This is a genomic window from Amycolatopsis sp. cmx-11-51 (assembly GCF_047608665.1).
GTDB lineage: Bacteria > Actinomycetota > Actinomycetes > Mycobacteriales > Pseudonocardiaceae > Amycolatopsis.
The window spans coordinates 933,473-957,322 of the sequence record NZ_JADNQO010000001.1; the positions used below are offsets into that span (position 1 = coordinate 933,473).

The 23,850-nt window shown below is 68.3% G+C and carries 23 protein-coding genes; 5 read left to right on the top strand and 18 right to left on the bottom strand.

Annotated features, from left to right (window positions below; genetic code table 11):
* Positions 1-68: 68 nt before the first annotated feature.
* From ACM6LU_RS04765 to glf, 5 genes are all read right to left on the bottom strand, one after another.
* Positions 69-1,577, bottom strand: coding sequence for a hypothetical protein (locus tag ACM6LU_RS04765; RefSeq protein ID WP_414936313.1), 1,509 nt, complete (start codon positions 1,575-1,577; stop codon positions 69-71).
* Positions 1,578-1,665: 88 nt separating this feature from the next.
* Positions 1,666-1,995, bottom strand: coding sequence for a hypothetical protein (locus ACM6LU_RS04770; RefSeq protein WP_414936314.1), 330 nt, complete (start codon positions 1,993-1,995; stop codon positions 1,666-1,668).
* 97 nt (positions 1,996-2,092) lie between these two features.
* On the bottom strand, positions 2,093-3,058 hold the full coding sequence (locus tag ACM6LU_RS04775) for a decaprenyl-phosphate phosphoribosyltransferase (protein WP_414936315.1): 966 nt from the start codon (positions 3,056-3,058) through the stop codon (positions 2,093-2,095).
* Positions 3,055-3,570 carry a phosphatase PAP2 family protein gene (locus ACM6LU_RS04780; protein WP_414936316.1) on the bottom strand — a complete coding sequence of 172 codons (516 nt, stop codon included), beginning with the start codon at positions 3,568-3,570 and terminating at the stop codon, positions 3,055-3,057. The genes ACM6LU_RS04775 and ACM6LU_RS04780 overlap by 4 nt, the downstream gene beginning before the upstream one ends.
* Positions 3,563-4,789 (bottom strand): UDP-galactopyranose mutase, encoded by a 1,227-nt coding sequence (gene glf / locus ACM6LU_RS04785; RefSeq protein WP_414936317.1) that lies wholly within the window; start codon positions 4,787-4,789, stop codon positions 3,563-3,565. The genes ACM6LU_RS04780 and glf overlap by 8 nt, the downstream gene beginning before the upstream one ends.
* Before the next feature lie 82 nt (positions 4,790-4,871).
* Between glf and ACM6LU_RS04790 the strand changes: the two genes are divergently transcribed.
* Positions 4,872-6,881, top strand: a complete 2,010-nt coding sequence (locus tag ACM6LU_RS04790) for a DUF6541 family protein (protein ID WP_414936318.1) — start codon at positions 4,872-4,874, stop codon at positions 6,879-6,881.
* 341 nt (positions 6,882-7,222) lie between these two features.
* On the opposite strand, the gene ACM6LU_RS04795 is transcribed toward ACM6LU_RS04790, so the two are convergent.
* Positions 7,223-8,116, bottom strand: coding sequence for an LLM class flavin-dependent oxidoreductase (locus ACM6LU_RS04795; RefSeq protein WP_414936319.1), 894 nt, complete (start codon positions 8,114-8,116; stop codon positions 7,223-7,225).
* 99 nt (positions 8,117-8,215) lie between these two features.
* On the opposite strand from ACM6LU_RS04795, the gene ACM6LU_RS04800 reads away from it, so the two are divergent.
* Complete coding sequence (locus ACM6LU_RS04800) at positions 8,216-9,052, top strand: HAD family hydrolase (protein WP_414937088.1); 837 nt, start codon at positions 8,216-8,218, stop codon at positions 9,050-9,052.
* On the opposite strand, the gene ACM6LU_RS04805 is transcribed toward ACM6LU_RS04800, so the two are convergent.
* The 10 genes from ACM6LU_RS04805 to ACM6LU_RS04850 all read right to left on the bottom strand — a co-directional run bounded on the left by ACM6LU_RS04805 (position 9,049) and on the right by ACM6LU_RS04850 (position 19,621).
* Positions 9,049-9,783 carry a lysophospholipid acyltransferase family protein gene (locus ACM6LU_RS04805; RefSeq protein ID WP_414936320.1) on the bottom strand — a complete coding sequence of 245 codons (735 nt, stop codon included), beginning with the start codon at positions 9,781-9,783 and terminating at the stop codon, positions 9,049-9,051. The genes ACM6LU_RS04800 and ACM6LU_RS04805 overlap by 4 nt on opposite strands.
* 48 nt (positions 9,784-9,831) lie before the next feature.
* A complete protein-coding gene (locus ACM6LU_RS04810; protein ID WP_414936321.1) occupies positions 9,832-11,271 on the bottom strand; it encodes a hypothetical protein in 1,440 nt (479 codons plus the stop codon).
* Entirely contained in the window at positions 11,268-12,878 is a 1,611-nt protein-coding gene (locus ACM6LU_RS04815) for a hypothetical protein (RefSeq protein WP_414936322.1), read from the bottom strand. Before ACM6LU_RS04815 ends, ACM6LU_RS04810 begins: the two co-directional genes overlap by 4 nt.
* A gap of 284 nt (positions 12,879-13,162) precedes the next feature.
* On the bottom strand, positions 13,163-14,128 hold the full coding sequence (locus tag ACM6LU_RS04820) for a lysylphosphatidylglycerol synthase transmembrane domain-containing protein (protein ID WP_414936323.1): 966 nt from the start codon (positions 14,126-14,128) through the stop codon (positions 13,163-13,165).
* A 34-nt stretch (positions 14,129-14,162) separates the two neighbouring features.
* Positions 14,163-15,404 (bottom strand): acyl-CoA reductase, encoded by a 1,242-nt coding sequence (locus ACM6LU_RS04825; protein ID WP_414936324.1) that lies wholly within the window; start codon positions 15,402-15,404, stop codon positions 14,163-14,165.
* Positions 15,401-16,453 carry an acyl-protein synthetase gene (locus ACM6LU_RS04830; protein ID WP_414936325.1) on the bottom strand — a complete coding sequence of 351 codons (1,053 nt, stop codon included), beginning with the start codon at positions 16,451-16,453 and terminating at the stop codon, positions 15,401-15,403. The genes ACM6LU_RS04825 and ACM6LU_RS04830 overlap by 4 nt, the downstream gene beginning before the upstream one ends.
* Entirely contained in the window at positions 16,450-17,847 is a 1,398-nt protein-coding gene (locus tag ACM6LU_RS04835) for an AMP-binding protein (RefSeq protein WP_414936326.1), read from the bottom strand. Before ACM6LU_RS04835 ends, ACM6LU_RS04830 begins: the two co-directional genes overlap by 4 nt.
* Positions 17,847-18,602, bottom strand: coding sequence for a glucose 1-dehydrogenase (locus tag ACM6LU_RS04840; protein WP_414936327.1), 756 nt, complete (start codon positions 18,600-18,602; stop codon positions 17,847-17,849). The genes ACM6LU_RS04835 and ACM6LU_RS04840 overlap by 1 nt, the downstream gene beginning before the upstream one ends.
* Before the next feature lie 40 nt (positions 18,603-18,642).
* Complete coding sequence (locus ACM6LU_RS04845; RefSeq protein WP_414936328.1) at positions 18,643-18,879, bottom strand: acyl carrier protein; 237 nt, start codon at positions 18,877-18,879, stop codon at positions 18,643-18,645.
* A 10-nt stretch (positions 18,880-18,889) separates the two neighbouring features.
* Positions 18,890-19,621 (bottom strand): UDP-N-acetylglucosamine acyltransferase, encoded by a 732-nt coding sequence (locus ACM6LU_RS04850; RefSeq protein ID WP_414936329.1) that lies wholly within the window; start codon positions 19,619-19,621, stop codon positions 18,890-18,892.
* Between the two features lie 157 nt (positions 19,622-19,778).
* On the opposite strand from ACM6LU_RS04850, the gene ACM6LU_RS04855 reads away from it, so the two are divergent.
* Together ACM6LU_RS04855 and ACM6LU_RS04860 are read left to right on the top strand one after the other, a co-directional pair.
* Positions 19,779-20,885 (top strand): DegT/DnrJ/EryC1/StrS family aminotransferase, encoded by a 1,107-nt coding sequence (locus ACM6LU_RS04855; protein WP_414936330.1) that lies wholly within the window; start codon positions 19,779-19,781, stop codon positions 20,883-20,885.
* The gene (locus ACM6LU_RS04860) at positions 20,882-21,841 is read left to right on the top strand and encodes a Gfo/Idh/MocA family protein (protein WP_414936331.1); all 960 of its coding nucleotides are present in this window, start codon (positions 20,882-20,884) and stop codon (positions 21,839-21,841) included. Before ACM6LU_RS04855 ends, ACM6LU_RS04860 begins: the two co-directional genes overlap by 4 nt.
* Positions 21,842-21,913: 72 nt before the next feature.
* Here ACM6LU_RS04860 and ACM6LU_RS04865 read toward each other — a convergent pair whose 3' ends face one another.
* Together ACM6LU_RS04865 and ACM6LU_RS04870 are read right to left on the bottom strand one after the other, a co-directional pair.
* Positions 21,914-22,654: a hypothetical protein gene (locus tag ACM6LU_RS04865; RefSeq protein ID WP_414936332.1), complete on the bottom strand. Its 741-nt coding sequence runs from the start codon at positions 22,652-22,654 to the stop codon at positions 21,914-21,916.
* On the bottom strand, positions 22,651-23,160 hold the full coding sequence (locus ACM6LU_RS04870) for a SigE family RNA polymerase sigma factor (protein ID WP_414937089.1): 510 nt from the start codon (positions 23,158-23,160) through the stop codon (positions 22,651-22,653). Before ACM6LU_RS04870 ends, ACM6LU_RS04865 begins: the two co-directional genes overlap by 4 nt.
* 113 nt (positions 23,161-23,273) lie before the next feature.
* Between ACM6LU_RS04870 and ACM6LU_RS04875 the strand changes: the two genes are divergently transcribed.
* Positions 23,274-23,849, top strand: coding sequence for a hypothetical protein (locus ACM6LU_RS04875; RefSeq protein ID WP_414936333.1), 576 nt, complete (start codon positions 23,274-23,276; stop codon positions 23,847-23,849).
* The last annotated feature ends 1 nt before the right edge of the window (position 23,850 follow it).

The following is a 23,850-nucleotide window of genomic DNA, read 5'->3' on the forward strand; positions in this document are numbered from 1 at the left end:
GTCCTCTAGTTGCGGTAGTTGCGCGTGCAAGGACCGCAACTAGAGGACTAATTGCGGCGGGTGGGGGGCTACCGGGTCGCGGGCAGCAGGTACAGCTTTTGGGTGCCCATCCACGGTGAGCTGATCGTCCAGGTGGCCAGTGCGTTCGGTGGCGGTGCCCTCCGGGTGGTGGCCAGCACCAGGTCCGGGGTCGCGGGCGGGACGCTGTGGTCGAAGAACCGGAAGTTTGCTGCCAGCAGGGCTTTGCCGAGATCACCGCTGCGGTTCTTCGTCTCGACGATCGCCGGATCGACCGAGCCGCGATCGGAGAACTGGTCGACGATGTCGCAGTCGCAGGCGTAGGCGAGCGCGCCGACCTCACCGGCGCTTTCCACCTTGCGCCCCTTGGTCAGTTCGCCCAGTTGCGAGCCGATCTCGCGGTATTCGTCGGACGCGGCGTGGTTGCTGGTGATCGGCGCGAACCGGCGCGGCAATTCGGGAGTCGCGTAGGCGACGGCGCTCACGAGCAGGAACGCGCCGGCGAGGGTTCCCGCGCCGAGCCGGGCGCGGCCGGGTACCGCGCAGGCAGCGGCGGCGAGGAAGATCGTCGCGCCGGTGATGCTCGGCGCGTAATACCAGTGATAGGGCGGGACATTCAGCCAGCAGTACGCCAGATAGTGCGCCGCACCGGCGATCGCGAGCGTCGCGAACGGCGCCAGCCGCTTCGCCTGTTCCGAGCCACGCCGGTAGTGAAATGTCCACAGTAGACCGACGAGACCGCCGATCACGAGCGGCAGGAAGGAAAGCGTCGCCGCCACCGGGAAGTTGCGCCAGTACAGCAGCGGCCCGTTGGTGAAGCTGAACGCTCCCCACGACCGCTGCATGATCTTGATGACCAGGGTGTCCGGCACCGCCGAACCCAGCACCAGCCAGCTGAACACGAACCACGGCAGCATCACCGCGAGCGCGGCGAACGTCATCCGCCAGATACCCGCCCAGAACTCGCGGCGCGCGAGGAACAGGACGAACGCGATCAGCAGCAGGTCGATCCGGATCAGCGCGATCAGGCCGATCATCGCGCCCGCGGCGGCTGGACGGCGTTCGTGCAGGAACACCATCAGCCAGACGACGGCCGCCGAGCCGAGGGCGACTTCGAGCCCGACCGAGGAGATCGGCAGCGGGTTCACCAGCAGCAGGCCCAGCGCCAGCGGGGCGAACCCGCCGGGAAGGGCGGTCGCGGCGGCGATGCGGCGCAGGCCGAGCACGAGGGCCACCTGGCTCGCGACGAAGACGATCCCGGCGGCGAAGACGGCGTCACGGACGATGAACGTGACGAGCGCCAGTGCGAGGACGTTCAGCGGTGACGTCGCGGTGTTGGCGGTGCCGTCCTCGATCAGGCCCCAATGGCCGTGGAAGGCGAGGTTCTTCGCATACGACAGTGTGATGTACGTGTCGTCGATCAAATGCCCGCTGACCAGCACGAACACCAGGGCTGAAGCGACCGCCGCCCCGGCGGGCAGCGCCCAGGGGCGGGTAAGGACGGCGGCTCCCGGCAGCGCACCGGAGGCCTGGGTCAATTCAGCGGAGGCGCTTCGCATCACGAACACCGTACACGGTGTCGTGATGTTTCCGTTATCTACCTCCGTGGGCTGGTCACGCCGCGGCGGTCCCACGGACAGGTGATGCTCAGTTTCCGTCGTTACGCCGACCGCGGTCACCAGGACCCTCACGGAAGTCGCGGTGCGCGCCGGGACCGTCCGGACCACGGTGTTCACGGGAGATCCCCGGCCGGTCACCGTGCCTGCCGACGGCGAGACCGACGGCGGTGCCGAGGACACCGCCACCGAGGATGAAGCCGAGCAGGCCGACCGCGACCAGTTGAGTCACCCGGGCGGCGGCGAAGCGGCGGAAACCGCTCTTCTTCGGGCCCGCGACCGGCTGAGCTACGGGCGCTGGGGTTTCGGCGGGCTGCTCGACCGTCTTGTCGTCGTCGGACGGCCGCTGCGGGTCGCTCATCTTTCGCTCCTGGGTCGATGGGAGCGGGCGCGGTGCCCGCTTCCCTCACCGAGGATGCGTGCGCAACCTGTGGATGCGCTGTGCCGGAGCTGTCTAATCAGAGGTAGAACGACAGGAACAGCGTGATGACCCAGCTCGCGCCGAGCACCTGGAGCACGCGGTCCTTGAGTGCGATCTCCTCCGGCTCGCCCGCGTTGCCGCCGTCGACGTCGACGGCGTAGCGCAGCACGGCCACCACGAACGGGACCATCGAGACGATCGCCCAGACCGAGTCGCGCTCCGCCTGGCGGATCTCGAACGCCCACAGGCAGTACGACATGATCAGGATCGCCGCGGACGTCGCCCAGACGAACCGCAGGTAGCTCGCCGAGTACTTCTTGAGCGAAGACCGGATCTTCGCCCCTGTGCGCTCGAAGAGCATGATCTCGGCGTAGCGCTTGCCCGCCACCATGAACAGCGAGCCGAACGCGGTGACCAGCAGGAACCACTGCGAAAGCGCGATACCCGCGGCCACACCACCGGCGATCGACCGCATCAGGAAGCCCGAGCCGACGATGGCCAGGTCGACCACCGGCTGGTGCTTGAGGCCGAAGCAGTAGCCGAGCTGGACGGCCTCGTAGACCGCGAGCACGACCGCGAGCTGCCAGCTGGCGAGGAACGAGATGCCGAGGCCGGCGGCGAAGAACACGCCTGCCGCGACGAAGGCCACCGGCACCGGCACGATCCCGGCCGCGATCGGCCGGTTCCGCTTGGTCGGGTGGGCCTTGTCCGCCTCGACGTCGATCGCGTCGTTGATGAGATAGACCGAGGAGGCCACCAGCGAGAACGCCGCGAAGGCGATCACCGCGGCGATCAGCAGGCCGGTCCGGTCCGTCGACTTCGAAAAGGCGAAGAACGGTGCGGCGAACACCAGCACGTTCTTCACCCACTGGCGCGGGCGTGCCGTCTTGATGATGCCGCCGACGAGACCGCCGGCGACCTTCTTCGGTTCGGCGGCCTCGGTCGCGGCCACGGGTTCTACGTCGTCAGGCTTCGAATCGGCCTTCTCGGTCGTTTCACTCATCGTCGCTTCAGCTTCCTACGTATCAAGCCGCCGACTACGCCCCCAAGGGCAGCTCCGGCCAGTACGTCGGTCGGGTAATGGACGCCGAGGACGAGCCGGGAGGCCAGCATCGGCGGTACCAGGGCCGGGACCAGGTTACGCCCGGTCAATCCGGAGTAGAGCACCGCCGCCGCCGTAGTGGAGGTCGCGTGCGAGGACGGGAAGCTCAGTTTGCTCGGCGTGGAGACCAGGACCTCGACGCTCGGGTGGTCCGGTCGCGGCCGCCTGACCACGCGTTTCACCGCGATGGAGGCGGCGTGCGCGCCGACGACGCCGACCGCCGCGACCAGCCAGTCCTTGCGGCGCTTCTTGTCCACCGCGGCCCCGACGAGGCCCAGCGCGAACCATCCCGCGCTGTGCTCGCCGAAGTGCGAAAGACCCCGCGCCGCCTTGACGGTGACGCCACTCTTCAGGACGCCCTGCGCCTTCGCCAGAACCGCCACCTCGCCGGTGGGAGCGCCCTTCTCAAGCATCGAGGGACCCGTCGAGAGGCGCGCCATCGGTCAGGTGCGGCGCGATCTTGTTGTCGAACGCGGACAGTGCCGAGCCGATGGCCATGTGCATGTCGAGGTACTTGTAGGTACCGAGACGGCCGCCGAACAGCACGTTCTTGTCCTTGGCCTCGGCCTTCGCCAGCTCGCGGTAGGCCTCGAGCTTCTCGCGGTTGTCCGGGGTGTTGATCGGGTAGTACGGCTCGTCGGCCTCACCGGCGAACCGGGAGTACTCGCGGAACACGACGGTCTTGTCGTTCGGGTAGTGCTTGCGCTCCGGGTGGAAGTGCCGGAACTCGATGATCCGGGTGTAGGGCACTTCTTCGTCGTTGTAGTTGACCACCGAGGTGCCCTGGAAGTCACCGGTCTCGACGACCTCGGACTCGAAGTCCACCGTGCGCCAGGTGAACCGGCCGGCGGAGTAGTCGAAGTAGCGGTCCAGCGGACCCGTGTAGACGGTCGGCGTGCCGGCGGGGATGTGCTCACGGACGTCGAAGTAGTCGACGTTCAGCCGCACCTCGATGTTCTCGTGCTCGGCCATCTTCTCGAGCCACGCGGTGTAGCCGTTGACCGGCAGACCCTCGTAGGTGTCGTTGAAGTACCGGTTGTCGAAGGTGTAGCGGACCGGGAGCCGGGTGATGATGTCGGCGCCGAGGTTCTTCGGGTCGTTCTCCCACTGCTTGGCCGTGTAGGCCCGGATGAACGCCTCGTACAGCGGGCGGCCGATCAGCGAGATCGCCTTCTCTTCGAGGTTCTGCGCGTTCGCGGTCTCGAACTCCGACGACTGCTTGGCGATCAGCTCACGGGCCTCGTCCGGCGTGTGCGACTTGCCGAAGAACTGGTTGATGAGCCCGAGGTTCATCGGCAGCGGGTAGACCTGCCCCTGATACTTGCCGAAGACCCGGTGCTGGTAGCTCGTGAACTCGGTGAAGCGGTTGACGTACTCCCACACCCGCTTGTTCGACGTGTGGAACAGGTGCGCACCGTAGCGGTGCACCTCGATCCCGGTCTCCGGCTCGGCCTCGGAGTAGGCGTTCCCACCGAGGTGGTGGCGCCGCTCCAGCACGAGGACCTTCTTGCCGAGCTCGGCCGCGGCCCGTTCGGCCACGGTCAGCCCGAAGAAACCGGACCCGACCACGATGAGGTCGTAGCCGGTGAAATCGGCTTCAGTAATCTTGTCGGGGTTCGTGTGCGCGCTCACGGGCGTCGAGGGTACGCAAGTCGGCTCCGTGCCCTGCAGCGAGCACCGGTTTTCACCTTCGACAGACAGATTTTAGGAAGCAGTGCCTACTCCGGACACCTTCTGGTCGTACTTCGGTGCGACCATCACGTACCTGGCCGTTCTGGCGATCCCCGGCGGGCTTGTCGGCCGGGCCGCCGGCCTGCGCGGCTGGGCCCTGGCCGGGCTGGCCCCGCTGTTGTCCTACACGGTAACCGGGCTGGCCGGTCCGTGGCTGGCACTCGCCGGTGTGTCGTACAACCCCCTGACAGTGGCGGGCGTCACTGCCGTGCTCGCCGGGATCGGCTTCGGGCTCAGAAAGCTGGGCCGGAGTCGCGGCTGGATCAAACCGGGCGCCGAGGAGCCGCCGACGAAGTGGCACCCGCGCGCGCACTACGCCGTCGCGGCCTGTGTCGCGCTCGCTGTCGGGATCTCGATTCTCGTGGTGCTCTCGGCCCGCGGCGGAACGACGGCGGTGTTCCAGCGCTGGGACACCGTGTTCCACGCGAACGGCATCCGCTACATCGCCGAGACCGGCGATGGCTCGCTGACCGGCATGGGCACCGTCAACTGGTACCCGGACGGCTCGTTCTACCCGAACGCGTATCACCTGGTCGGCTCGCTCGTGTACTCGATCTCGGGTACGACCGTCCCGGTCACGCTGAACGCCATCACGATGCCGGTCGCCGGGATCTTCGCGCTGTCGATGGTCGCCCTGATCCGCCAGCTCGGCGGGCGGGCGGTGTTCGCGGGCTGCACGGCTCTGGTGGCCGCCGCGGCGACCACCGGAGCCTACGAGTCGGTGTCCAGCGGGCTGCTGCCGTTCGCGCTGGGGATCGTGCTGACGCCGCTGGCCGTGGTCGCACTGGCCCGGTTCCTCGCCCGGCCCGGCCTCGACACCGGCTACGTGCTCGCGCTGACCGCCGTCGGGCTGCTGGCGGCGCACTCGTCGGCGCTGTTCGGGGCGCTGCTGTTCGCCTTCCCGCTGGTGGTGCAGCGCTGGTACCGCGCGCTGCGGCACAAGCCGCTCGACGGCGTGCCCGAAGGCCGCGACGGACTCCGGATCATCGGCGGTGACGTCGTCAAGATGGTGCCGGTGATGGTGGCGAGCGGACTGCTCGCGGCACCGCACATTCTCGGTGCGCTGAAATTCACCTCGGGTTCGTATCCGTACCACGCCTGGGGCTCGGAACTGCCGGTGGTGAAGTCGCTCGGGCTGCTGGTGACCTTCCGGCAGGTGCTGAACGCGCCGCAGGTGTGGCTGACGGTGCTGCTGGTCATCGGCGTCCTGAGCCTGTTCCGCCTCGGCCGGATGCGCTGGATCGGGCTCGCCGCACTGGGCTTCTCGGTGCTGTTCGTGCTGGTCGCCTCGTTCGGCGCCGAACCGTGGGTGATCTCACTGTCGCGGCCGTGGTGGAACGACCGCTACCGGCTGATGGCGCTCGCCGCGCTCCCGCTCTGCCTGCTGGCCGGGCACGGGATGGCGGAGCTTCAGCGCTGGTTCGCGAAATGGGCGAGCGGCCGGTCCTGGGTGCAGCGCAAGCCCGCCTTGCCCGCCCGGCTCGGGCTGGCGACCGCCGCGTTCGTCGTGGCCGCGTCGGCCGTGCTGACCAAGGGCTTCTACACCGAGTCGAACGCGCGCGCGGTGTCGTTCCTGTACTACAACGGCCCCGAGGGCGAGGTCACCCCGCCGGTCAGCGCCGACGAACTCGCCGCGATGGACCAGCTCACCAAGATGGACATCGGGCCGGACGAGAAGGTGCTCAACGAGCGCTCCGACGGGACGGCCTGGCTGTACGCGATCACCGGCATCCACCCGGTCGCCGGGCACTACGACCCCGGCGTGCCACCGCCGGACGCGAAATACCTGGCGCTGCACTTCCGGGACTACGACACCGACCCCGAGGTGCAGGCCGCGGTGAAGCGGCTGAACATCAAGCACGTACTGATCGGGAGCACGCCGATCAAGATCGGCGCGCCGCCGGCGCCGGGGCTACGGGATCTGGACGGGCTGAACTTCCTGCGCAAGGACTTCGGCAACGCGGGCGCTTCGATCTACACGCTGACGCGCTGACGCCCTCGTGAGTGGCAAGGACGGTTAAGGCCGACCGTGTCTCAGGTCTGTACCTGCCGGTGCGCGGATGGTGGTTTCGCGTGTCCGGACGGACGACACGTGTCATCCCATCAGTCCCGCGAAACTGGCCGTTCGGTCCAGGTGGGCGTCGTGAGTGGAAAAGGCTCGCGTGGTCGCGGACTGCCCCTGCCGTGACCACGCGAGCCTCAGTCCCCCATTCACCCCCGGGGTGACCCATGAGGGGCAGCCACACCGCGGCCGCACCCACTCGCTGTATTCATCCCTCAGACGAGCTGTAGGCGGAACCGGTTTACCCGGCCCGCCAACGTCACCCGTTCGGCCTAAGAGTTCTTTCCTTGGAGTACTGGGAGTACGTCACTCGCGACCGCTTCGAGCGTCGACTCGCGGCCGATGTAGTAGTCGCCGGACCGCGGCCAGTGCGTGACGATGTCGGTGAACCCGAGTTCCCCGGCCCGTCCGGCCGCGTCGGTGAACGCGTCGACGCTGGAGAGCGAGAAGACCGGCGCCGAGTCGAGGCTCAGGAACCGCTGCACGCTCGTCTTGTCCCGGCCGACGACCTCGAGCCGCTCGTCGAAGGTCTTCACGAGCTCCGCGATGCCTTTCCACCACTCGTCCTGGGTGTCGGCCTTGGACCCGGTGGTGACCCAACCCGCGCCGAACCTCGCGGCGAGGGTCATCGTGCGCGGGCCGTTCGCGGCGACCAGGAACGGCAGTCGCGGCCGCTGCACGCAGCCGGGCAGGTTCCGGGCGCCCTTGGCCCGGTAGTACTCACCCTCGTAGTCGAAACCGTCGGTCATCAGCAGCCCGTCGAGCGCTTCGACGAACTCGGTGAAGCGGTCCGTGCGCTCCTTGACCGACAGTTCGGGGCCGTCGAGGACGGCGGCGTCGTAGTTGCTCTGCGGGACGCCGACGCCCACTCCCATGATGAAGCGGCCGTCGGAGATGTCGTCGAGAGTGGTCAGCTCACGCATGAACGGCACGGGGTGCCGCGCGACCGGCGACGCCACGTAGGTGCCCAGTCTGATCCGTGACGTCACCATCGCGGCCGCCGTCAACGTCGGCATCGCACTGAACCACGGGCCGTCGACGAGGTTCCGCCAGCCGAGGTGGTCGTACGTCCAAGCGTGGTCGAAGCCGTATTCCTCGGCGGCCCGCCATTTCGGCTCGGCCGCCCACCAACGATCTTCCGGAAGAATCACGATGCCTACGCGCACACCTGGGAACGTACCGCGAAGCGAAGCTTCTCCTTTGAGGGCGGTGGCGGGGGCATGGATGGAGTAGCGGTGCCCGGCGGCACTTCGCCCGACGGGCGGATGTTCGGGGACAATGTGCCGGTGGAAAAACCCCTTCTGATCGCCTCCGACGTCGACGGCACCTTGCTCGGCCCGATGGAGGTCCTGACCGAACGCACGATCGACGTCGTCCGGCGGGTCGCCGAGGACGGGATCCCCTTCGTGCTGGTCAGCGGCCGTCCGCCGCGCTGGATCGCCCCGATCGCGAACCCGCTGGACCTGACCGGGTACGCGGTCTGCGCGAACGGCGCGGTGCTGTACGAGATCGGGACGGATCGGATCGTGGCGGTCCACGGCCTGCTGGAACCCCAGTTGCTGCACGACGCCGTGAGTGCTCTTGATCACGCTCTTCCCGGCTGCCGGTACGCCGCGGAGCGGGTCGGCGAGTCCGCGCTGGACCCGGACACACGGAATTTCGTGATCGAGCCGGACTACCACAATCCCTGGGGCAATCACGAGGGCGCGGAGGCGCCGAGGGCCGAGGTGCTCGGGCATCCGGCGATCAAGCTGCTGATCAGCAGGCGCGGGATGAGCTCCGACGAGATGGCCCGGGCGGCGCACGAAGTGCTCGACGGCGCTGTCGACATCACCTACTCGACGAACACCGGCCTGATCGAGGTCGCCGCGCGCGGCATCACGAAGGCGACCGGGCTGGCCGAGGTCGCCGAGCGGCTGGGCGTCCCGGCCGAGCGGGTGATCGCGTTCGGCGACATGCCCAACGACGTCGAGATGCTCGGCTGGGCCGGGCACGGGGTGGCGATGGCCAACGGGCACCGCTACGTCCTGGACGTCGCCGACGAGGTGACCGCGCCGAACTCCGAGGACGGCGTCGCCCAGGTACTCGAACGCTGGTTCTAGCGGCGCTCGCGGTCCAGTGTGGCGGCCTCTTCCGGCGTCGGCGCGGTGCCTCCGAGGTGCGCGGGCAGCCACCAGCGCTCGTCGTCCGAGGAGGGCTTGTCCGGGTAGTCGGCCTGGACACGCTCCACGAGCGCGGACATCCGCACGCGAAGGTCCTTCGAAAGGACTTCGGCGTCTTCCTCGACCTTCGGGTGCATCGGCTCGCCGACGAGGATCGAGATCGGGACGTGGCGTTTGGTCAGATCCTTCGGATGGCCCTTGGTCCACAACCGCTGCGTGCCCCACAGCGCCATCGGCACGACCGGGACACCGGCTTCGGCGGCCATCCGGACGGCGCCGGACTTGATGTCCTTCACGGTGAACGACCGGCTGATCGTGGCTTCGGGGAACACTCCGACGACCTCTCCCGCCTTCAGCCGCTCGACGGCTTCCCGGTACGACGCGAGCCCCGCGCCGCGGTCGACGGAGATGTGGTGCATGCCGCGCATGAGCGGCCCGGCGACGCGGTTGCCGAAGATTTCCTTCTTCGCCATGAACCTGACCAGGCGTTTCGCCGGCTGCGCGCCGAGCCCGCAGAAGATGAAGTCGAGGTAGCTCACGTGGTTGCAGACGATGACCGCACCGCCGGTCGCCGGGATGTGCTCGGTTCCCTCGATTCGGATGCGGTTGTCCAGCACCCGGAACATCAGCTTCGCCGCCATGATGACGGGCGGATAAACGAGATCGGCCATGGGCCCAGGTTACGCGACCGTAGGGTCACCAACCTACGGTCGCGTAGGTCACACGCGTTCGCGACGGAAAGTCACCAGCGCCAGGACGACGCCGAGCAGCGTGCAGTACAACGCGATCACCTGGTGTTTGACGTTCTCCAGGCCGTCGCCCAGCGCCGCCAGCGCGAACTGACCGGCGGCGACAACGAGCAGGAATCCGAGCACGACGCCCACCGCGTCACGCCGGGTCTTCCAGCCACGCCAGGCGAGCAGGGACCAGATCGGCACCAAAGCGAAAAAGCCCAGTGGTGCCAACATTTTGGTCACCGTCGATGCGATCGGGACGCGGTATTCCTGTGCCTCGGGGGCGAAGCCTGCCGACTGGTCGAAGCTGCCGAGGTACGGCGGCCGCGCGGTGAGCAGATCGCCCGCCGCGCGGTCCAGGATTCCGATGGTGCGAAAGGGATGCGTCGCGAAGTACTCGACGACGTTGCGCCTGCTGATCTGCTCGCGGTACTTCGGGTACTCGGGATCCAGCGTGGCCGGCCGCGGATGCCACCAGCCGTTGCCCGCGTACTGGCTGAACGAAGTGGGCAGTCCCAGCGCGGCGAGGTCGGCCCCGGTATCGTGCCGACCGTCCACAATGGTCAGGAAAATCGTGTTGAACATGTTGATCTCACGTGAATCGTCGCCAGGACGCGCGGCGAGCGAGCCGTCGGGCAGCTTCGCCGGTTCGACGGTCTGCTGCGCGCAGGCCGTGCCTCCGGCGAGCGCGCCGATGACGAACACCACGGGAAGCCACCGCTTCAGGCCGCGGACGCCCGCCGGGCGGACGAGCACCGCGGCGAGTGCGAGCAGCGGCAGGATCATCAGCGTCTGGACCTTGGCGTTGACCGCGATCAAGCCGCCGAAGAGCAGCACCGCCAGGCCCACGTAGCGCCACCGCCCGAGCCGCGCGGCCACCAGCAAGCCGCCGACGGCGAGCAGAAGGCCGAGGAACGCCGCACCTTCGCCAAGCACGGAAGCGAAGTAACCGAAGAACGCGGAGTCGGCGACGACCAGCAACAGCCCTACGGCCGCGAAGCACCGGACGCGGCGCGAGTACGGCAGTCCGACGACGATCAGCGCCACCGCCGCGGCGGCGAGCACGCTCATCAGCACGCCGAGCACGACCAGGCTGAGCGTCGCTTCGAGGCCGAGCAACCCACCGATCGACCGCGCGATCCGGGCGAACCAGCTCTGGGTCAGGAGATAGGTGGCGTCACATTCGCCTGCCGGAGCGGTGTAGGCGAGGTGCACGAACTGCTCCGGCTTGCCCTTCCACGGGATGCCCGCGCCGCACAGCACGCGGAAACCGTCGCCGTTGTCGGACATCGCGATCGGCCGCGGCACGAGGAAGCGGACGAGCAACACGGTGAGCGCGGCGGCGAACACGCTGAGGCCGAACAGGCGCGAAGGTGCTTCAAGCGCTGCTGGTCGGCTCAGGGAGACACGGTCGTCGACACTCACGAAGGGCACGGTACGTGGCGGAAGTCGGGCGAGAAGTCGAGGGCCGACGTGACCGATCGCACGACGTCGGCCCGGAGAAACACGGTGAGCCACGACGAGGTTCCTTCACGCGCGAAGGTCGCGACGCGGTACCTCGCCGCGTACGCCGGATCGATCACGCAGGACTGCTTCGCCGAGTAGCCGCTGTCGGTGATGACGGCGATCGTCGGGCGTCGCCGGGAGACGACGGCCTCGCCCGCTTCTTCGGTCTGACCGCGGACGCCGACGATCTGCAACCGCGTCCCGGCGTGGTACGAGAGCACCCCGGGCGCGGACGTGCTCACGACCGAACCGGGCGGCAGGTAGGCGTCGAGCCAGCGGCCGATCTCCTCCATCTGCGCGCCGTGGTCGTGCCAGGCGCGGACGCGGGCCAGCATGTCCGGGCTGAACACCGACACCAGCACCGCGAGCCCGGACAACGTCACCGCGGCGGCGGGCATCAGCCGCTGGATCGACGGCCGCGGTCGCGGACTCGGTTTCGTGACCGCGGTGAGCACGCCGTAGACCGCGACCGCCGCCACCGCGAGCAGTGGCGGGATCGGCGCCAGCAGACGCCACGCCGGGCCCGCGTCGCCGCCGAAGAAGACCACGAAACCGGTGAGCGCGACGGCGGTGACGAGCATCAGCCAGGTCAACGATCTGGCCTCGGCCTCGTGCGGCGTACGGCCGTTGCGACGAAGGAGCAGTGCCACCGCCGCGACCAGGCCGAGCAGCAGGAAGCCCTGGTGCACCACCGAGAAGCCCGACAGATACCGCCAGCCGCGGTCGATCCGCGCGGAAACATCGATGTCGAAGGGGATGAGGACAGACGTCGGCAGGACGTGGTTGTAGTAGGTGACCCGCCACGCCGTCCACGGCGCGGCGAAGACGAGCCCGCCGAGCAGCCAGCCCGCCGGCGACCACCAGGTGTAGCGGCCGCGCAGCGCGGCGACGACCAGCCAGCCCCCGACGAGCACCGCGAGCAGCGTCCCCGACGGGCGCGTCATCATCGCGAAAGCGACGAGCACGCCCGCGACGACCGGACGCCGGGCCGCGAGCGCGGCGAAGACGCCGAACACGAGCAGTACGAACAGCGGCGTCTCGGTGCCGGATCCACCGGACGCGGCGAGCCCTCCGGCGCCCGCGACGAGTACCGCGGCGGCCACCCCGAAGGCCGGTCGCGGCTCGCCCGCCACCCGCGCGACCACCCGGTTCACCGTCACGTTCGCGAGCAGGACGGCGCCGAGGGTGGCGAAAATCCCGAGCACGATCGCCGACGTCTCGATGTCGACCCCGAAAGCGGCCTTCGGCAACGCGATCGCGATCAGCCAGAGGAAATTCGCGTAACCCTCGATCCGCTCACCGGTGTTGAACACCGGTCCATTGCCGTCGGCGATGTTCTGCGCGTAACGGAAAGTGATGTACGCGTCTTCCGCGATGGTCGAGAACACCAGCTGGTGCACCAAGGAAAAACCGAGGGTCAGCGTCAGCGCGGCGGCACGCCAATTCTTGTCGGCGCCGATCTTGGGCCAGGCCACGAGGACGAAGACGGCGACCACGAACCAGGCGACGACGAGCGCGATCACCACCTGATCCTCACCCTCCCGGGCCGAGCCACTGCCCTGACGAAAAGACTACGGTCAAGTATCGATCGCCGCGCCAAGGTGTTTCTTTCAGCGCAGTTACTTGACACGAATGGGCGAGTAAAGTCCGCGTGGTGTAGGTGACGCTCCGACGTTTTCCCACCGGGACAGGACAAGGGAACTTCCGGAAGTACCCGCCGGGCGCCCCGCGTCTCCGGCGCGTTTCGTCCTCTGGTTGCGGTCCTTGCGCGTGCAACTACCGCAACCAGAGGACGAAACGCGGGTGGGTGTCAGCGGGAGGCGAGGCGGGCGGAGAGGGCCGCGGAGGCGGCGGTGATCAGGTCGGCGACGGTGAACATGACCCGCGAAGCGATGGCGAACGCCGTCGCCTGGCCGACGGTGAGGCCCGACGCGGTCAGCACGGCGACCTGGGCGACCTCGCGGACGCCGACCCCGCTGGGCAGGATGAACGCGAACGTCCCGACGGTCATCGCGACGGCCATCGCGCCGACGCACAGCACGAATCCGCTGAACCCCGGCGTGCCGACGGAGTTCGCCAGCAGCCACAGGTGCACACCCTGCAGCGCCCACGCGGCGGTCGACGAGCCGAACACCTTGCCGACGACCGACCAGCTCAGCCGGTGGTCGAGCGGCGGGCGGCGCAGGATCCGCAGCACCAGCGACGTGCCCCAGGTGAGCACGCGCGGATGCAGCATCGCCAGTCCGACCGGGATGAGCACGAACAGCCACATCGCGCGCGGGCTGTTGCTGAACACCGCGGGGGCCGCGAGCAGCGACACGACCAACGCGGACACCACGCCGACGCCGAGCTGGATCAGCGAACCGGTGAAGATCCGGGCCCTGGCGAGCCCGGCCTTGCGCCCCAGTTCCATCTGCAGCAGATACGCCCACACCGACCCCGGCACGTACTTGCCGAGCGAGCCGACGAGACAGATCTGCGCGCCACGGGCGTAGCCGATCGGCTTGCCGAGGTCGTCGACCATGACCTGCCAGCCGTAGGTCGACACCATGATCGCGGCGATCAGCGCGACCAGGCTCAACGTGGAAGATTCCCAGGCGACGTCGGACAACGTCCGCCAGAATTCGTCCCAATTGGCGACCAGGGTCTTCGCGGCGAAACCGACGACCGCGATGATGGCGATCCAGCGGACGACGTCGAGGATCTTCGCCTTGGTGGATTTCGGCTGCTTTACCGCAACCGAAGACTCCCCTTCCGGCATTTCGACAGTCGTCACTGAACCTCCTCGCTGAAGCCTCTTTCGTCGCTGGTCAAGCCTGTACGGTCACCAGACGGCTGAACTCGGTCAGCAGATCGTAGCCGTCCCAAATCGTGGAGAACGTCAGGGCCGATCCGAAGGGAACGACGCGGTCGACACCGCGGCCAGCCAATTCTGTCACGAATTGCGTCAATTCTTCTTTGGTGAAGCCGAATTGACCGACGGTTTGATCCTTGCGCAGGACGATCGGCACGAGGTCGGAAAGCGTGCCGACCCGCGCGTTGGCGAAAGTGCCCGCGCCGAGCCATTCGCGCGGCAGGACAGCGGGGTCGGCCAGCTCCAGTGTCGCGATGCCGTTGCCCTGGAACTCGATGCCGCTGACGAGCCCGTCGACGGCCGCGCCGTACGCCGAAACCCGCTTCTGCACGGCCATCGCGGGCTCGGTGACGTGCTGTTTCGTCGCCAGCACCTCGGCGAGCAGCTTCCGGAATTCCTGCCCGGCTTCCTTGGCCCCGGCTTCGTCGCCGACCCAGAACACCGCACGCGGCGACGAGCAGGCGGCCTGGTCGAACCAGTACGAGTCGTTGTAGAAGCCTTCGGCGGCACCGCGGCGCTCGGCCTCTGAGGCGTTCTGCCAGCCACGCACCGACGCGACCGCGAACGACGACCGGTCGGGGAAGGTCAAGTCACGCGCGTGCGGCGCCAGCGGGTACTTGCGCAGCGCCGCGACCGAAGTGTCGCCGCCCCAGATGACCCGCAGGTCCGCCGCGATCGAGAGCGCGCCGCTGATCGCGTCGCTGCGGTCGTAGGTGACCATGCGCTGCGTCGCGGTGATCGCGGCGGCGGTGTCCGCGTCCACTTCGGACAGCGCGGCGTTCAGTGCCTCCAGCACCGTTTCGGCGGCACCGGCCGAACGGGACGACACGCGGACGACGTTGTGGTTGCCCGCCAGCGCGGAAAGCGCCCATGAGTAAACGAAGATCGTGTCGACGTTGGCCGGCGGGACGTGGAAGACCAGCCCACGCGGGAACCGCAGTGCGTCGCCAGAAGTCTCCAAAGTGGACAATGCTTTGGCGATCTCTCCCTTGCGCAGGAAGAAACCGAGTGACGCCAGCTCCGGGAAGCGGCGAGCCGTCGCGGGCGCGAGGAGCTTGCGCGCGAACTTCGTCAGGAACTCGACGACACGCGGGTCACCCACGCGCAGCCGTCCGCCGACGGGCTCGGCACGCAGTTCGTCGACGAGCTCGTCGACCTCGATCGCGTCCGAAAGCGGGAAACGCTGGTCGAGGGTCATGCCACCGCTCCCTGGAAGGTGTCCGAGCAACCGCGGGCCTCGGCCTTGGGCAGCCTGCCCATGACCGAGAAGTGTTTGCCAGGCCAGTCGCCGTCGTCGATTCCGTGGTAGACACCGAGATCCTCGGTGAGCAGGACGTGACCCGGGTACGAATGCGGCAGCGTGCTGACGACCTCGATCACCCCGGGTTCGCCGACCGGCTGCTCTTCCCAGGTCTCCGGGTCCCGGATCACGACGTCGGCGAAATCGGGGCAGTACAACGAGTTCCCGGACGGTCCCTCAAGGAACACCGTGCCGATCTGCTCGATCATCCCGTAGTAGTTGTGGATCCGCGCCAGGCCGGTGTCCTCTTTGAACCGGCGGCGGAACTCGGTGTTGTCGACCGCGCGGTCGATCAGCTTCTTCCAGCCCCCGGAGTGGATCAGGATCCCGTTGGACAGATCGAGCTCGTGGTCACGCGCGACTTCGTAGAGGTACTGCCACACCATGAAGGTGAAGCCGAAGATCAGGAACGGCTTGTCGCCGTAGGTCGCGAGGAACGTCTTGACCGCCTCGACGTCCGGCTGGTCGTTCTCGTCGAGCACGTACGTGTGCTTGCGGCCGAAGTTCGCCATGCCCAGCACACCAGCGCCGCGCGCGGAGAACGACCGGCGGTTCTTGATGATGCCGACGGTGTCGACCATCAGCATCGGCAGCCGCTCGCCGCCGAGGACCTCCTGCAGTGTCGCGCCGAGCTGTTTGGTCTGCGCGCCGGCGGCGGCCTTGTCCAGGTAGATCCGCGACGCGCCCGCGCCGGTGGTGCCCGAGGACGTCAGCGTCTTGAAGACCTCGGAGTCCGGAATGGACTTGAGGTCGTGCGTCTTGAACATCCGCACCGGCAACCAGGGCAGGTCCGCGATGGAGGCGAACGACGCGTCCCGCGCGATGCCCAGCGACGAGAGGATCCGGTCGTACCCCTCGGAGTTCTCGCGGTGGTGCGCGGTCAGCCCGGCCAACCGCGGGAGCAGCGACTTCTCGCGCTCTGCCTGCGAGAGCGTGAACACACTCATACCTTGGCCTCCAGCGACCGGTAGTCGATCTTGCCGCTGGCGAGCAGCGGCACGGTGTCGCAGGCGCGGACGTCGAACCCGCTGGTGTGCAGGTGCAGCCGCTCGGACAGCGCCTTCGCGGCGTCCTTGCACATATCTTTGTCGGCCCCTTCGGCGAACAGGACGACCTTGTCCCCTGCCGGGACGGCGGCCACGACGTCGATCCCCACCGAAGCGGAACGCACGGCGTGCTCGAGATCATCCAGGCTGACCCGATTGCCGAAGACCTTGCCGATCCGCTTGAGCCGTCCGGTGAGGTAGAGAAACCCGTCCTCGTCGAGGTAGCCGAGGTCGCCGGTGGGCAGCACGCCGCCCCATTCGTCGCCGGCGGCCAGCCCGGCCTCGTCGTCGGCGTACCCCATCATCACGTTGGGCCCGCGGTAAACGACCTCGCCGACGATCTTCGGATGCTTGGTCTCGGAACCGTTCTCGCGCCGGACGGCGAACGAGCCACCTGGCAGCGCGGGCCCGGCCGAACCGAGCTTCTCCGCGAGCCGCTCCGCCGGGACGGTGGTCATCCGCGGCCCGGCCTCGGTCTGCCCGTACATGACGAACATCCGCCCGCCGACCTCGCGGATCTTGTCGTTGAACTGGGCGACGAGGTCATCGCGGAGTTTGCCGCCCGCCTGGGTCAGCGTGCGCAGCGTCGGGTACTTCGCCGGGTCGAACTTGAGGCGCCGCAGCATCTCGTAGTGGTACGGAACCCCGGCGAGCGACGTCACCTCGTACTCGTTGACCGCGTCCCAGAACCCGCGCCCCAGCACACCCGAGGGCTCGATGACCACGGTCGCGCCGCGGACGAGGTGCGAGTTCAGCACGGACAGGCCGTAGCTGTAGTGCAGCGGGAGGCTGGTCGGCGCGATCTCGTGCCGGTCGATACCGAGCACCTCGGCGATCGCGTCGGCGTTGGCCAGCACCGCGCCGCGCGAGAGCCGGACCAGCTTCGGGTTGCCGGTGGAACCGCTGGTCGGCAGCAGGACCGCGAGATCGGGATGCGGCTCGACGCCCTCGGCGGACTCGCGGACCCAATGCCCGTCGGAGGCGCCGTAACCCTGGGGTGCGGGCGCGTCCGGCGCGGACAGCACGGCGGCCGGGCGGAAACGCTCGATGAGCCCCGCCAGGACGTCGGCGTCCAGCGCCGGATCGATCAGCGCGATCGCACGGCCGGCCTCGAACGCGCCGAGGTAGTTCAGCACGCTGCCGAGGTCCACCGACATCCGCGCGAACAACGCGCCCGGCGGGAGCAGTGACAACGCGGCCCCCACGCGGGTGACCTCGGTGTCGAGTTCCTCACCCGCGAGCGTCTTGCCGCTCGTGACGTCGATCAGTCGCGCACCCACACCCAGAAGGGTCATTACAGAACTAATCCTCCGTCGATGCCCAGCACCTGCCCGGTGATGAACGCTGCGTCGTCACTGACCAGGAACCGGATCGCGTTCGCCACGTCTTCGGGCGTCCCGAGCCGTCCGAGCGGGGTCCTGCCGATGTTCTCGGCCTTGGCGTCCTCGCTCAGACCCGAGGTCAGGTCGGTGTCGATGACGCCGGGCGCCACCGCGTTGACCCGGATCCCGGAGCGGCCGAGTTCCTTCGCGGCCGAACGCGCGATGTTCGCCACCGCCGCCTTCGAGGCCGCGTATACGGTCTGACCAGCGCTTCCGTATTCGCCGACGATCGAGGCGAGAACGACGATCGCGCCAGCGCTTGTGCCTCTATCGCCGGCGGGCGAGGCTTTCTTGCGCATCATCGCCCTGGCCGCGGCCTGGACGGTGTGCAGCGTGCCGGCGACGTTCGTGCTCAGCGTGGTGTCGATCAGCTCGTCGCGGATCATGCCGAGGAGCGCGTCCTCCATGATCCCGGCGTTGGCGACCACGATGTCGAGCTTGCCGTGTTCCTTGGCAACGCCGCGGACCACCGTCGACACGGCCTTGGCGTCGGTGACGTCCAGCGCGAGCCCGCTCGCGGCCCCCGCCGCGGCCGCCGCTTCCTTGGCCCTGGCCTCGTCACGGCCGGTCAGCACGACGGTGGCACCCGCCTCGGCGAGCGCCCGCGCGGTGGCCAGCCCGATCCCCCGCGTACCGCCGGTGACCAGGGCGACCTTGCCCTCGAGCATCACTTGGGCTCTTTTCGAGGTGCTTCTTCCCGGCGAGGAATCATTTGCTCAGCTCGGTGACCATGTCCAAGGCGACCTTGAAGCTCGACATGTCGATCACCTGGTCGGTGTCGAATTCCACGTCGAACTCGTCCTCGATGGCCGCGACCAGCGCCATGTGACCCACCGAGTCCCAGGCTTCGATGTCGCGGTACTTCAGGTTTTCGACGTCGACCTCGCCATCGAGGTCCAGTGCCTCGACGAAGACCTCACGCAGCTTGCCGTCGACTTCCGCCATCTGTGAACTCCTAGTGCTCCTCGCGCGGACGGGCGTCCCACGCCTTCACCAAGGTAGAGAGGTCGCCGGGCAGCCGGTCGGCCAGCCCGTCCTCAGGGAGACCGGCCTTACCCTTCAGCCACGGTCCCAATGCCTCGATGGTGGCCTCGTCCAGCCCTCGGCGGGACAGGCCAACGGTATTGACGCCGGTCACCCGCGCGGGGTTGCCGACGGCGACGGTGAACGCGCCCACCTCCCTGCGGACCGCGGAGCTCATCCCGACCATCGCGCCGGGGCCGACGACGACCCGCTGATGCAGGATCGCGCCCATGCCCAGGTTCGCCCCGGACCAGATGTGGCAGTGGCCACCGGTGATGACGTTCGAGGCCACCGTGACGGCGTCCTCGACCAGGCAGTCGTGGGCGATGTGAGAGCCGCGGAGGAAGTAGCCGCCGTCGCCGATGGTGGTCGTGCGCCAGGTGCCCTGGTGGACGCTGACGTACTCGCGAACGCGGTTGCGGCTGCCGATGACGACGCCGTGGCCGTCGTGATCGGGATCACCGTTCGGCGCGGATTCCCAGGCGGCGGGGTGCTCGCGGCCGCGGTCCTCGCCCGGCGTCCCGATGGTCACGTGCGGGCCGATCCAGTTGCCGTCGCCGAGCCGCGTGGGGCCCACGATGACCGTGAACGGCCCGATGACGTTGTCTTCACCGAGTTCGACACCCTCGCCGATGACTGCTGTCGGGTGGATGCGGTTCACCACGTGAGATCCGTTCGTTGTGGCTGGAGGCAGCCTGGGGTATTGGGCGCTTCGGCGGTCCCGGTAACGTGTGGCCCGCGCCAGAGAGGGCGGCCGGGCGCAGAACCGGCGGCTCACTGTACCGGACGCACCAGAACGCCCAGTCGAGAGAGACTTGCAGATGATCCCCATTACCGTGGTCGACGTCCGTGACGCGGAGGACCTCGTCGTCGAGGTGCTGCGATCCGGCGCCATCGCACAGGGACCGATGGTCAAGCGCTTCGAGGACGCGTTCGCGAGCGTTTCCGGCACGAAGCACGCGATCGCCGTCAACAACGGCACCACCGCGCTGGTCGCCGCCATTCAGGTGCTCGACCTGCGGCCGGGCGACGAGGTCGTCACCTCGCCGTTCACCTTCGTGGCGACGCTGAACGCGATACTGGAAGCCGGCGCGACCGTCCGTTTCGCCGACATCCGGCGCGACGACTTCGCGATCGACCCGAACGCCGTCACCGCCGCGATCACCGACCGCACCAAGGTCCTCATGCCGGTCCACCTCTACGGGCAGACCGCGGACATGGGCAAGCTCGCGCCGCTGGCCGCCGAACACGGCCTCAAGGTCATCGAGGACTCCGCGCAGGCCGTCGGCGCGTCGTTCCAGGGCAAGCCGTCGGGTTCCTTCGGGATCGGCTGCTTCTCCTTGTACGCCACCAAGAACGTGACCACCGCCGAAGGCGGCGTGATCACCACGGACGACGATGGGCTCGCGGACAGCCTGCGCGTACTGCGTAACCAGGGCATGCGCGCCCGGTACCAGTACGAGGTCGCCGGGCACAACTACCGGATGACCGACCTGCACGCCGCGGTCGGCATCCCGCAGCTGGAGAAGCTGGACCAGCTCACCGCCGCCCGCCAGGCCAACGCGAAGCGCCTCACCGAAGGCCTCGCCGGCACCCCGGGTCTCGACCTCCCGCAGGTCCTGCCGGGCCGCGAGCACGTGTGGCACCAGTACACCGTGCTGGTCGGCCCGCACGCGTTCCTCTCGCGCGACGAACTCGCCGCCGCCCTCACCGAACGCGGCATCGGCAACGGGATCTACTACCCGAAGATCGTCTTCGACTACGACTGCTACCGGAACAACCCGCTGATCCCCGACGCGAAGGTCGAGGATTTCCCGGTGGCCGCTTCCGTTGCCGCGCAGGCGCTTTCGCTGCCGGTGCACCCGCACCTTTCCGAGTCCGACCTGGACACCATCATCGAAACGGTTCGCGAGGTCCTCGGCGCATGACGACGCACAAGATCGCCCTCATCGGCACCGGGAACATGGGTTCGCTGCACGCGCGTGTCCTCGCCGCGAACGAGCACGTGGACCTCGTCCGCGTGATCGACCCGCGTGAAGAGGCGGGCCGCAAGGTCGCCGAGCGCTACGAAACCCAGTGGACGCCCGAAATCGGCTCGCTGTCCGATGTGGACGCCGTCGTGCTCGCTTCGGCCACCGAGGCGCATTACGAGCTGGCGCAGGAGATCCTGGGCCAGGGCAAGCCGTTGCTGGTCGAGAAGCCGGTCTGCAACAGCCTTGAATTCTCCAAGGAGATCGTGGGGCTGTCGGCGAAGAAGGACGTTCCGCTGATGTGCGGGCTCCTGGAGCGCTACAACCCGGCCGTGATGACCGCGCGGGCGCTGGTCAACGAGCCCATCCACCTGATGGCCCGCCGCCACGGCCCGTACGCGCCGCGCATCAAGACCGGTGTCGCGTGGGACCTGCTGGTGCACGACGTCGACCTGGCAATCCAGTTCTTCGGCGGCGCGACCCCGCAGCGGGTCGCCTCCGGTGCCGGCTACTTCCACCCGAATTCGGTCGAGGGCGCCGAAGACACCATCGAGACGGTGCTGTCGTTCGAGTCCGGGCTCGCCACGGTTTCCGCGTCCCGCCTCGGCCAGCGCAAGGTCCGCTCGCTCTGGGTGTCCGAACTGGACCGCATGATCGAGATCGACCTGCTCCGCCGCGACGTCACCATCTACCGGCACGTCTCGCACGACTCGGTCACCGAGGACGGCCTCGGCTACCGGCAGCAGACCGTCATCGAGATCCCGGAACTGGTCACCGCGCGCGAGCCTCTCGCGACCCAGCTGGACCGGTTCCTCGAACTGCTCGAGGGCAAGATCGACGCCGACACCGAGCGGGACCTGATCCTGCCTTCGCACGCCGTCGTCGACCAGGTGCTCACCCAAGCCTCGGCGTGACCTTCTCTCGCAATTAGTCCTCTAGTTGCGGTCCTTGCGTGTGCAAGTACCGCAACTAGAGGACTAATTGCGTTATTTGGTGAGGCGCAGGCCCTTCGCGTCGTAGGCGATGAGAGGGGTCAGCACGTTCGACGACTCCACTTCGGAGCCCTCGAACCAGAAGATCACGACAGACGGGTCTTCGCTCCAGACGGCCGTCCTCGCCTCGACCGGCTTACCCCGGACGGTGCTGGTGATCCGCGCCGCCGGACCGGCGAAGTAGCCGAACACGGGGACGAACGTGTCCCCGATCAGCTCGCCGCCGTCCGTGGCGTGGAAGCCGAACGACCGGTCCGAGCCCTTGTATTCGTTGGTAGCCAACAGCGCGTCGTAGGTGCCATCGTCGTTGCGGTAGGCGACATGAAGACCGAACTGGATGCGCGGCTGCGACGGCTCGGCGAACGCGGACGCGTAGAGCACCAGCTCCCGGCCGCCCTCACCCTTGACGCCGAGGGGGACCACGTCGCCCAGCGGCACGGCCTGCGGGTACGGCGCCGTGGTGACCGTCGGGACCGGCGACGCCGGTGAGGACGACGGGGCACTCGCGGCGGGCGGGACGACCTGGGGTTGCTGTGCGGGCTCGCGGAGGGCGACCGCGCCGACGATGACCAGCACCGTCACCACGGTGGCGGCGACACCGCCCGCTCCGGTCGCCAGACGGCGACGGCGGCGGATACGCCTGCCCTTGGTCATGATCGCGCCGAGGTCTGGCGCGGCGAACTCCTCGACGAGCGGCTCCCGCAGCGCCGAGCGCAGTGTCTCGAGATCGGTCATCGGCCCAGCCCCCCGATCAGTTCCGTTCCGTCCTCCGCGGTGATCCGCAGCTTCGTCAAGGCACGGGAGTTGGTGCTCTTCACGGTGCCCACCGAGACACCCAGTTCGCCGGCCACGTCGGACTCCTTCAAGTCGAAGAAGTGCCGAAGCACTACGACCGCCCTCTCCCGGTCTGTGAGCGTACGCAACGCGTCAAGCAGCCATTTCCGCTGGACAACGGCATTGGCGACATCCGCGCCGCTCGGCCGCTCGGGGATCTCCTCGGTGGCGTTCTCGCGGATCGGGCGCCGCCAGCCGTCGATGATGTGGTTGACGAGGACCTGCCGCGCGTAGGCGTAGGCGTCCTTGCGGCGTACCCGCGACCAGGCAGCGTACGTCTTGGCGAGCGCCGTCTGCGCGGCGTCCTCTGCCTGATGACGATCGCTGGTCAGCAGGTAGGCGGCGTGCTGCAGACGGTTCGACGAGTTCCGCACGAACTCGACGAACTCGTCGTCGCCACGAGCCACCCTGGTCCTCATCTCCGTTCGACGGTTGACCACCTGAAAGGTTGCCTCAACCTTTCGGGGCGCTCTCCCGTAGGTGTCTCTGGATGATCTTCGGCCACGGGGGGGGAACACCAATGAAACCACCCGGGAAGCGGACGCTCCTGGCAGGCGGCGCGGTGCTGGCCGTGGTGCTCATGAGCACCCTGACGGCGAACGCCGCCCCCGCTCCGGCACCCGCCACCGTTCAGGCCGCCGAGGCCCAGCCCGACGACACCCCGTGGGGCGACGTCATCGGCACCGGTGTCCAGGGTGACGGCGGTGAGCTGGTGTTCTACGGCGTGAAGGTCGACGTCGAGCAGCTTCCGGGGACGACCTTCGGGATCATGGCGGGGCGCCGTCCGGCCGGGGGCCAGGTGACCGCGGGCATCACCGCCAACGAGTTCGCGGGCTCCGACAAGGCGCCCGGTTTCCACGCGGTGTCCGGCGGGATCAGCGGCTATCCGTCGTTCGGCTACTACGCCGGTCCCCCCGTGAAGATCACCGCGAAGGTGGACGGCAAGAACGTCACCGCGCACCAGGCGCCGTGGAGCGTGGACCCGAACATCGTCGTGTTCTGGTTCGACTCGGGTGCCGACCCGCTGGAACTGACCGCCTTCGACGCCTCCGGCAAGGACCTGCCCGCGGGGAACACCGGTGTCGGCCACGGCTGAC

Excerpts from the sequence above, each read along its gene's own strand:
- ACM6LU_RS04830 (WP_414936325.1), bottom strand. The coding sequence starts at position 16,453 with ATGAGTGTGTTCACGCTCTCGCAGGCAGAGCGCGAGAAGTCGCTGCTC.
- ACM6LU_RS04770 (WP_414936314.1), bottom strand. The coding sequence starts at position 1,995 with ATGAGCGACCCGCAGCGGCCGTCCGACGACGACAAGACGGTCGAGCAG.
- ACM6LU_RS04775 (WP_414936315.1), bottom strand. The coding sequence starts at position 3,058 with ATGAGTGAAACGACCGAGAAGGCCGATTCGAAGCCTGACGACGTAGAA.
- ACM6LU_RS04805 (WP_414936320.1), bottom strand. The coding sequence starts at position 9,783 with ATGGCCGATCTCGTTTATCCGCCCGTCATCATGGCGGCGAAGCTGATG.
- ACM6LU_RS04875 (WP_414936333.1), top strand. The coding sequence starts at position 23,274 with ATGAAACCACCCGGGAAGCGGACGCTCCTGGCAGGCGGCGCGGTGCTG.
- ACM6LU_RS04780 (WP_414936316.1), bottom strand. The coding sequence starts at position 3,570 with ATGCTTGAGAAGGGCGCTCCCACCGGCGAGGTGGCGGTTCTGGCGAAG.
- ACM6LU_RS04840 (WP_414936327.1), bottom strand. The coding sequence starts at position 18,602 with ATGCTCGAGGGCAAGGTCGCCCTGGTCACCGGCGGTACGCGGGGGATC.
- ACM6LU_RS04855 (WP_414936330.1), top strand. The coding sequence starts at position 19,779 with ATGATCCCCATTACCGTGGTCGACGTCCGTGACGCGGAGGACCTCGTC.
- ACM6LU_RS04865 (WP_414936332.1), bottom strand. The coding sequence starts at position 22,654 with ATGACCGATCTCGAGACACTGCGCTCGGCGCTGCGGGAGCCGCTCGTC.
- ACM6LU_RS04860 (WP_414936331.1), top strand. The coding sequence starts at position 20,882 with ATGACGACGCACAAGATCGCCCTCATCGGCACCGGGAACATGGGTTCG.
- ACM6LU_RS04765 (WP_414936313.1), bottom strand. The coding sequence starts at position 1,577 with ATGCGAAGCGCCTCCGCTGAATTGACCCAGGCCTCCGGTGCGCTGCCG.
- ACM6LU_RS04800 (WP_414937088.1), top strand. The coding sequence starts at position 8,216 with ATGTTCGGGGACAATGTGCCGGTGGAAAAACCCCTTCTGATCGCCTCC.
- ACM6LU_RS04825 (WP_414936324.1), bottom strand. The coding sequence starts at position 15,404 with ATGACCCTCGACCAGCGTTTCCCGCTTTCGGACGCGATCGAGGTCGAC.
- ACM6LU_RS04845 (WP_414936328.1), bottom strand. The coding sequence starts at position 18,879 with ATGGCGGAAGTCGACGGCAAGCTGCGTGAGGTCTTCGTCGAGGCACTG.
- ACM6LU_RS04835 (WP_414936326.1), bottom strand. The coding sequence starts at position 17,847 with ATGACCCTTCTGGGTGTGGGTGCGCGACTGATCGACGTCACGAGCGGC.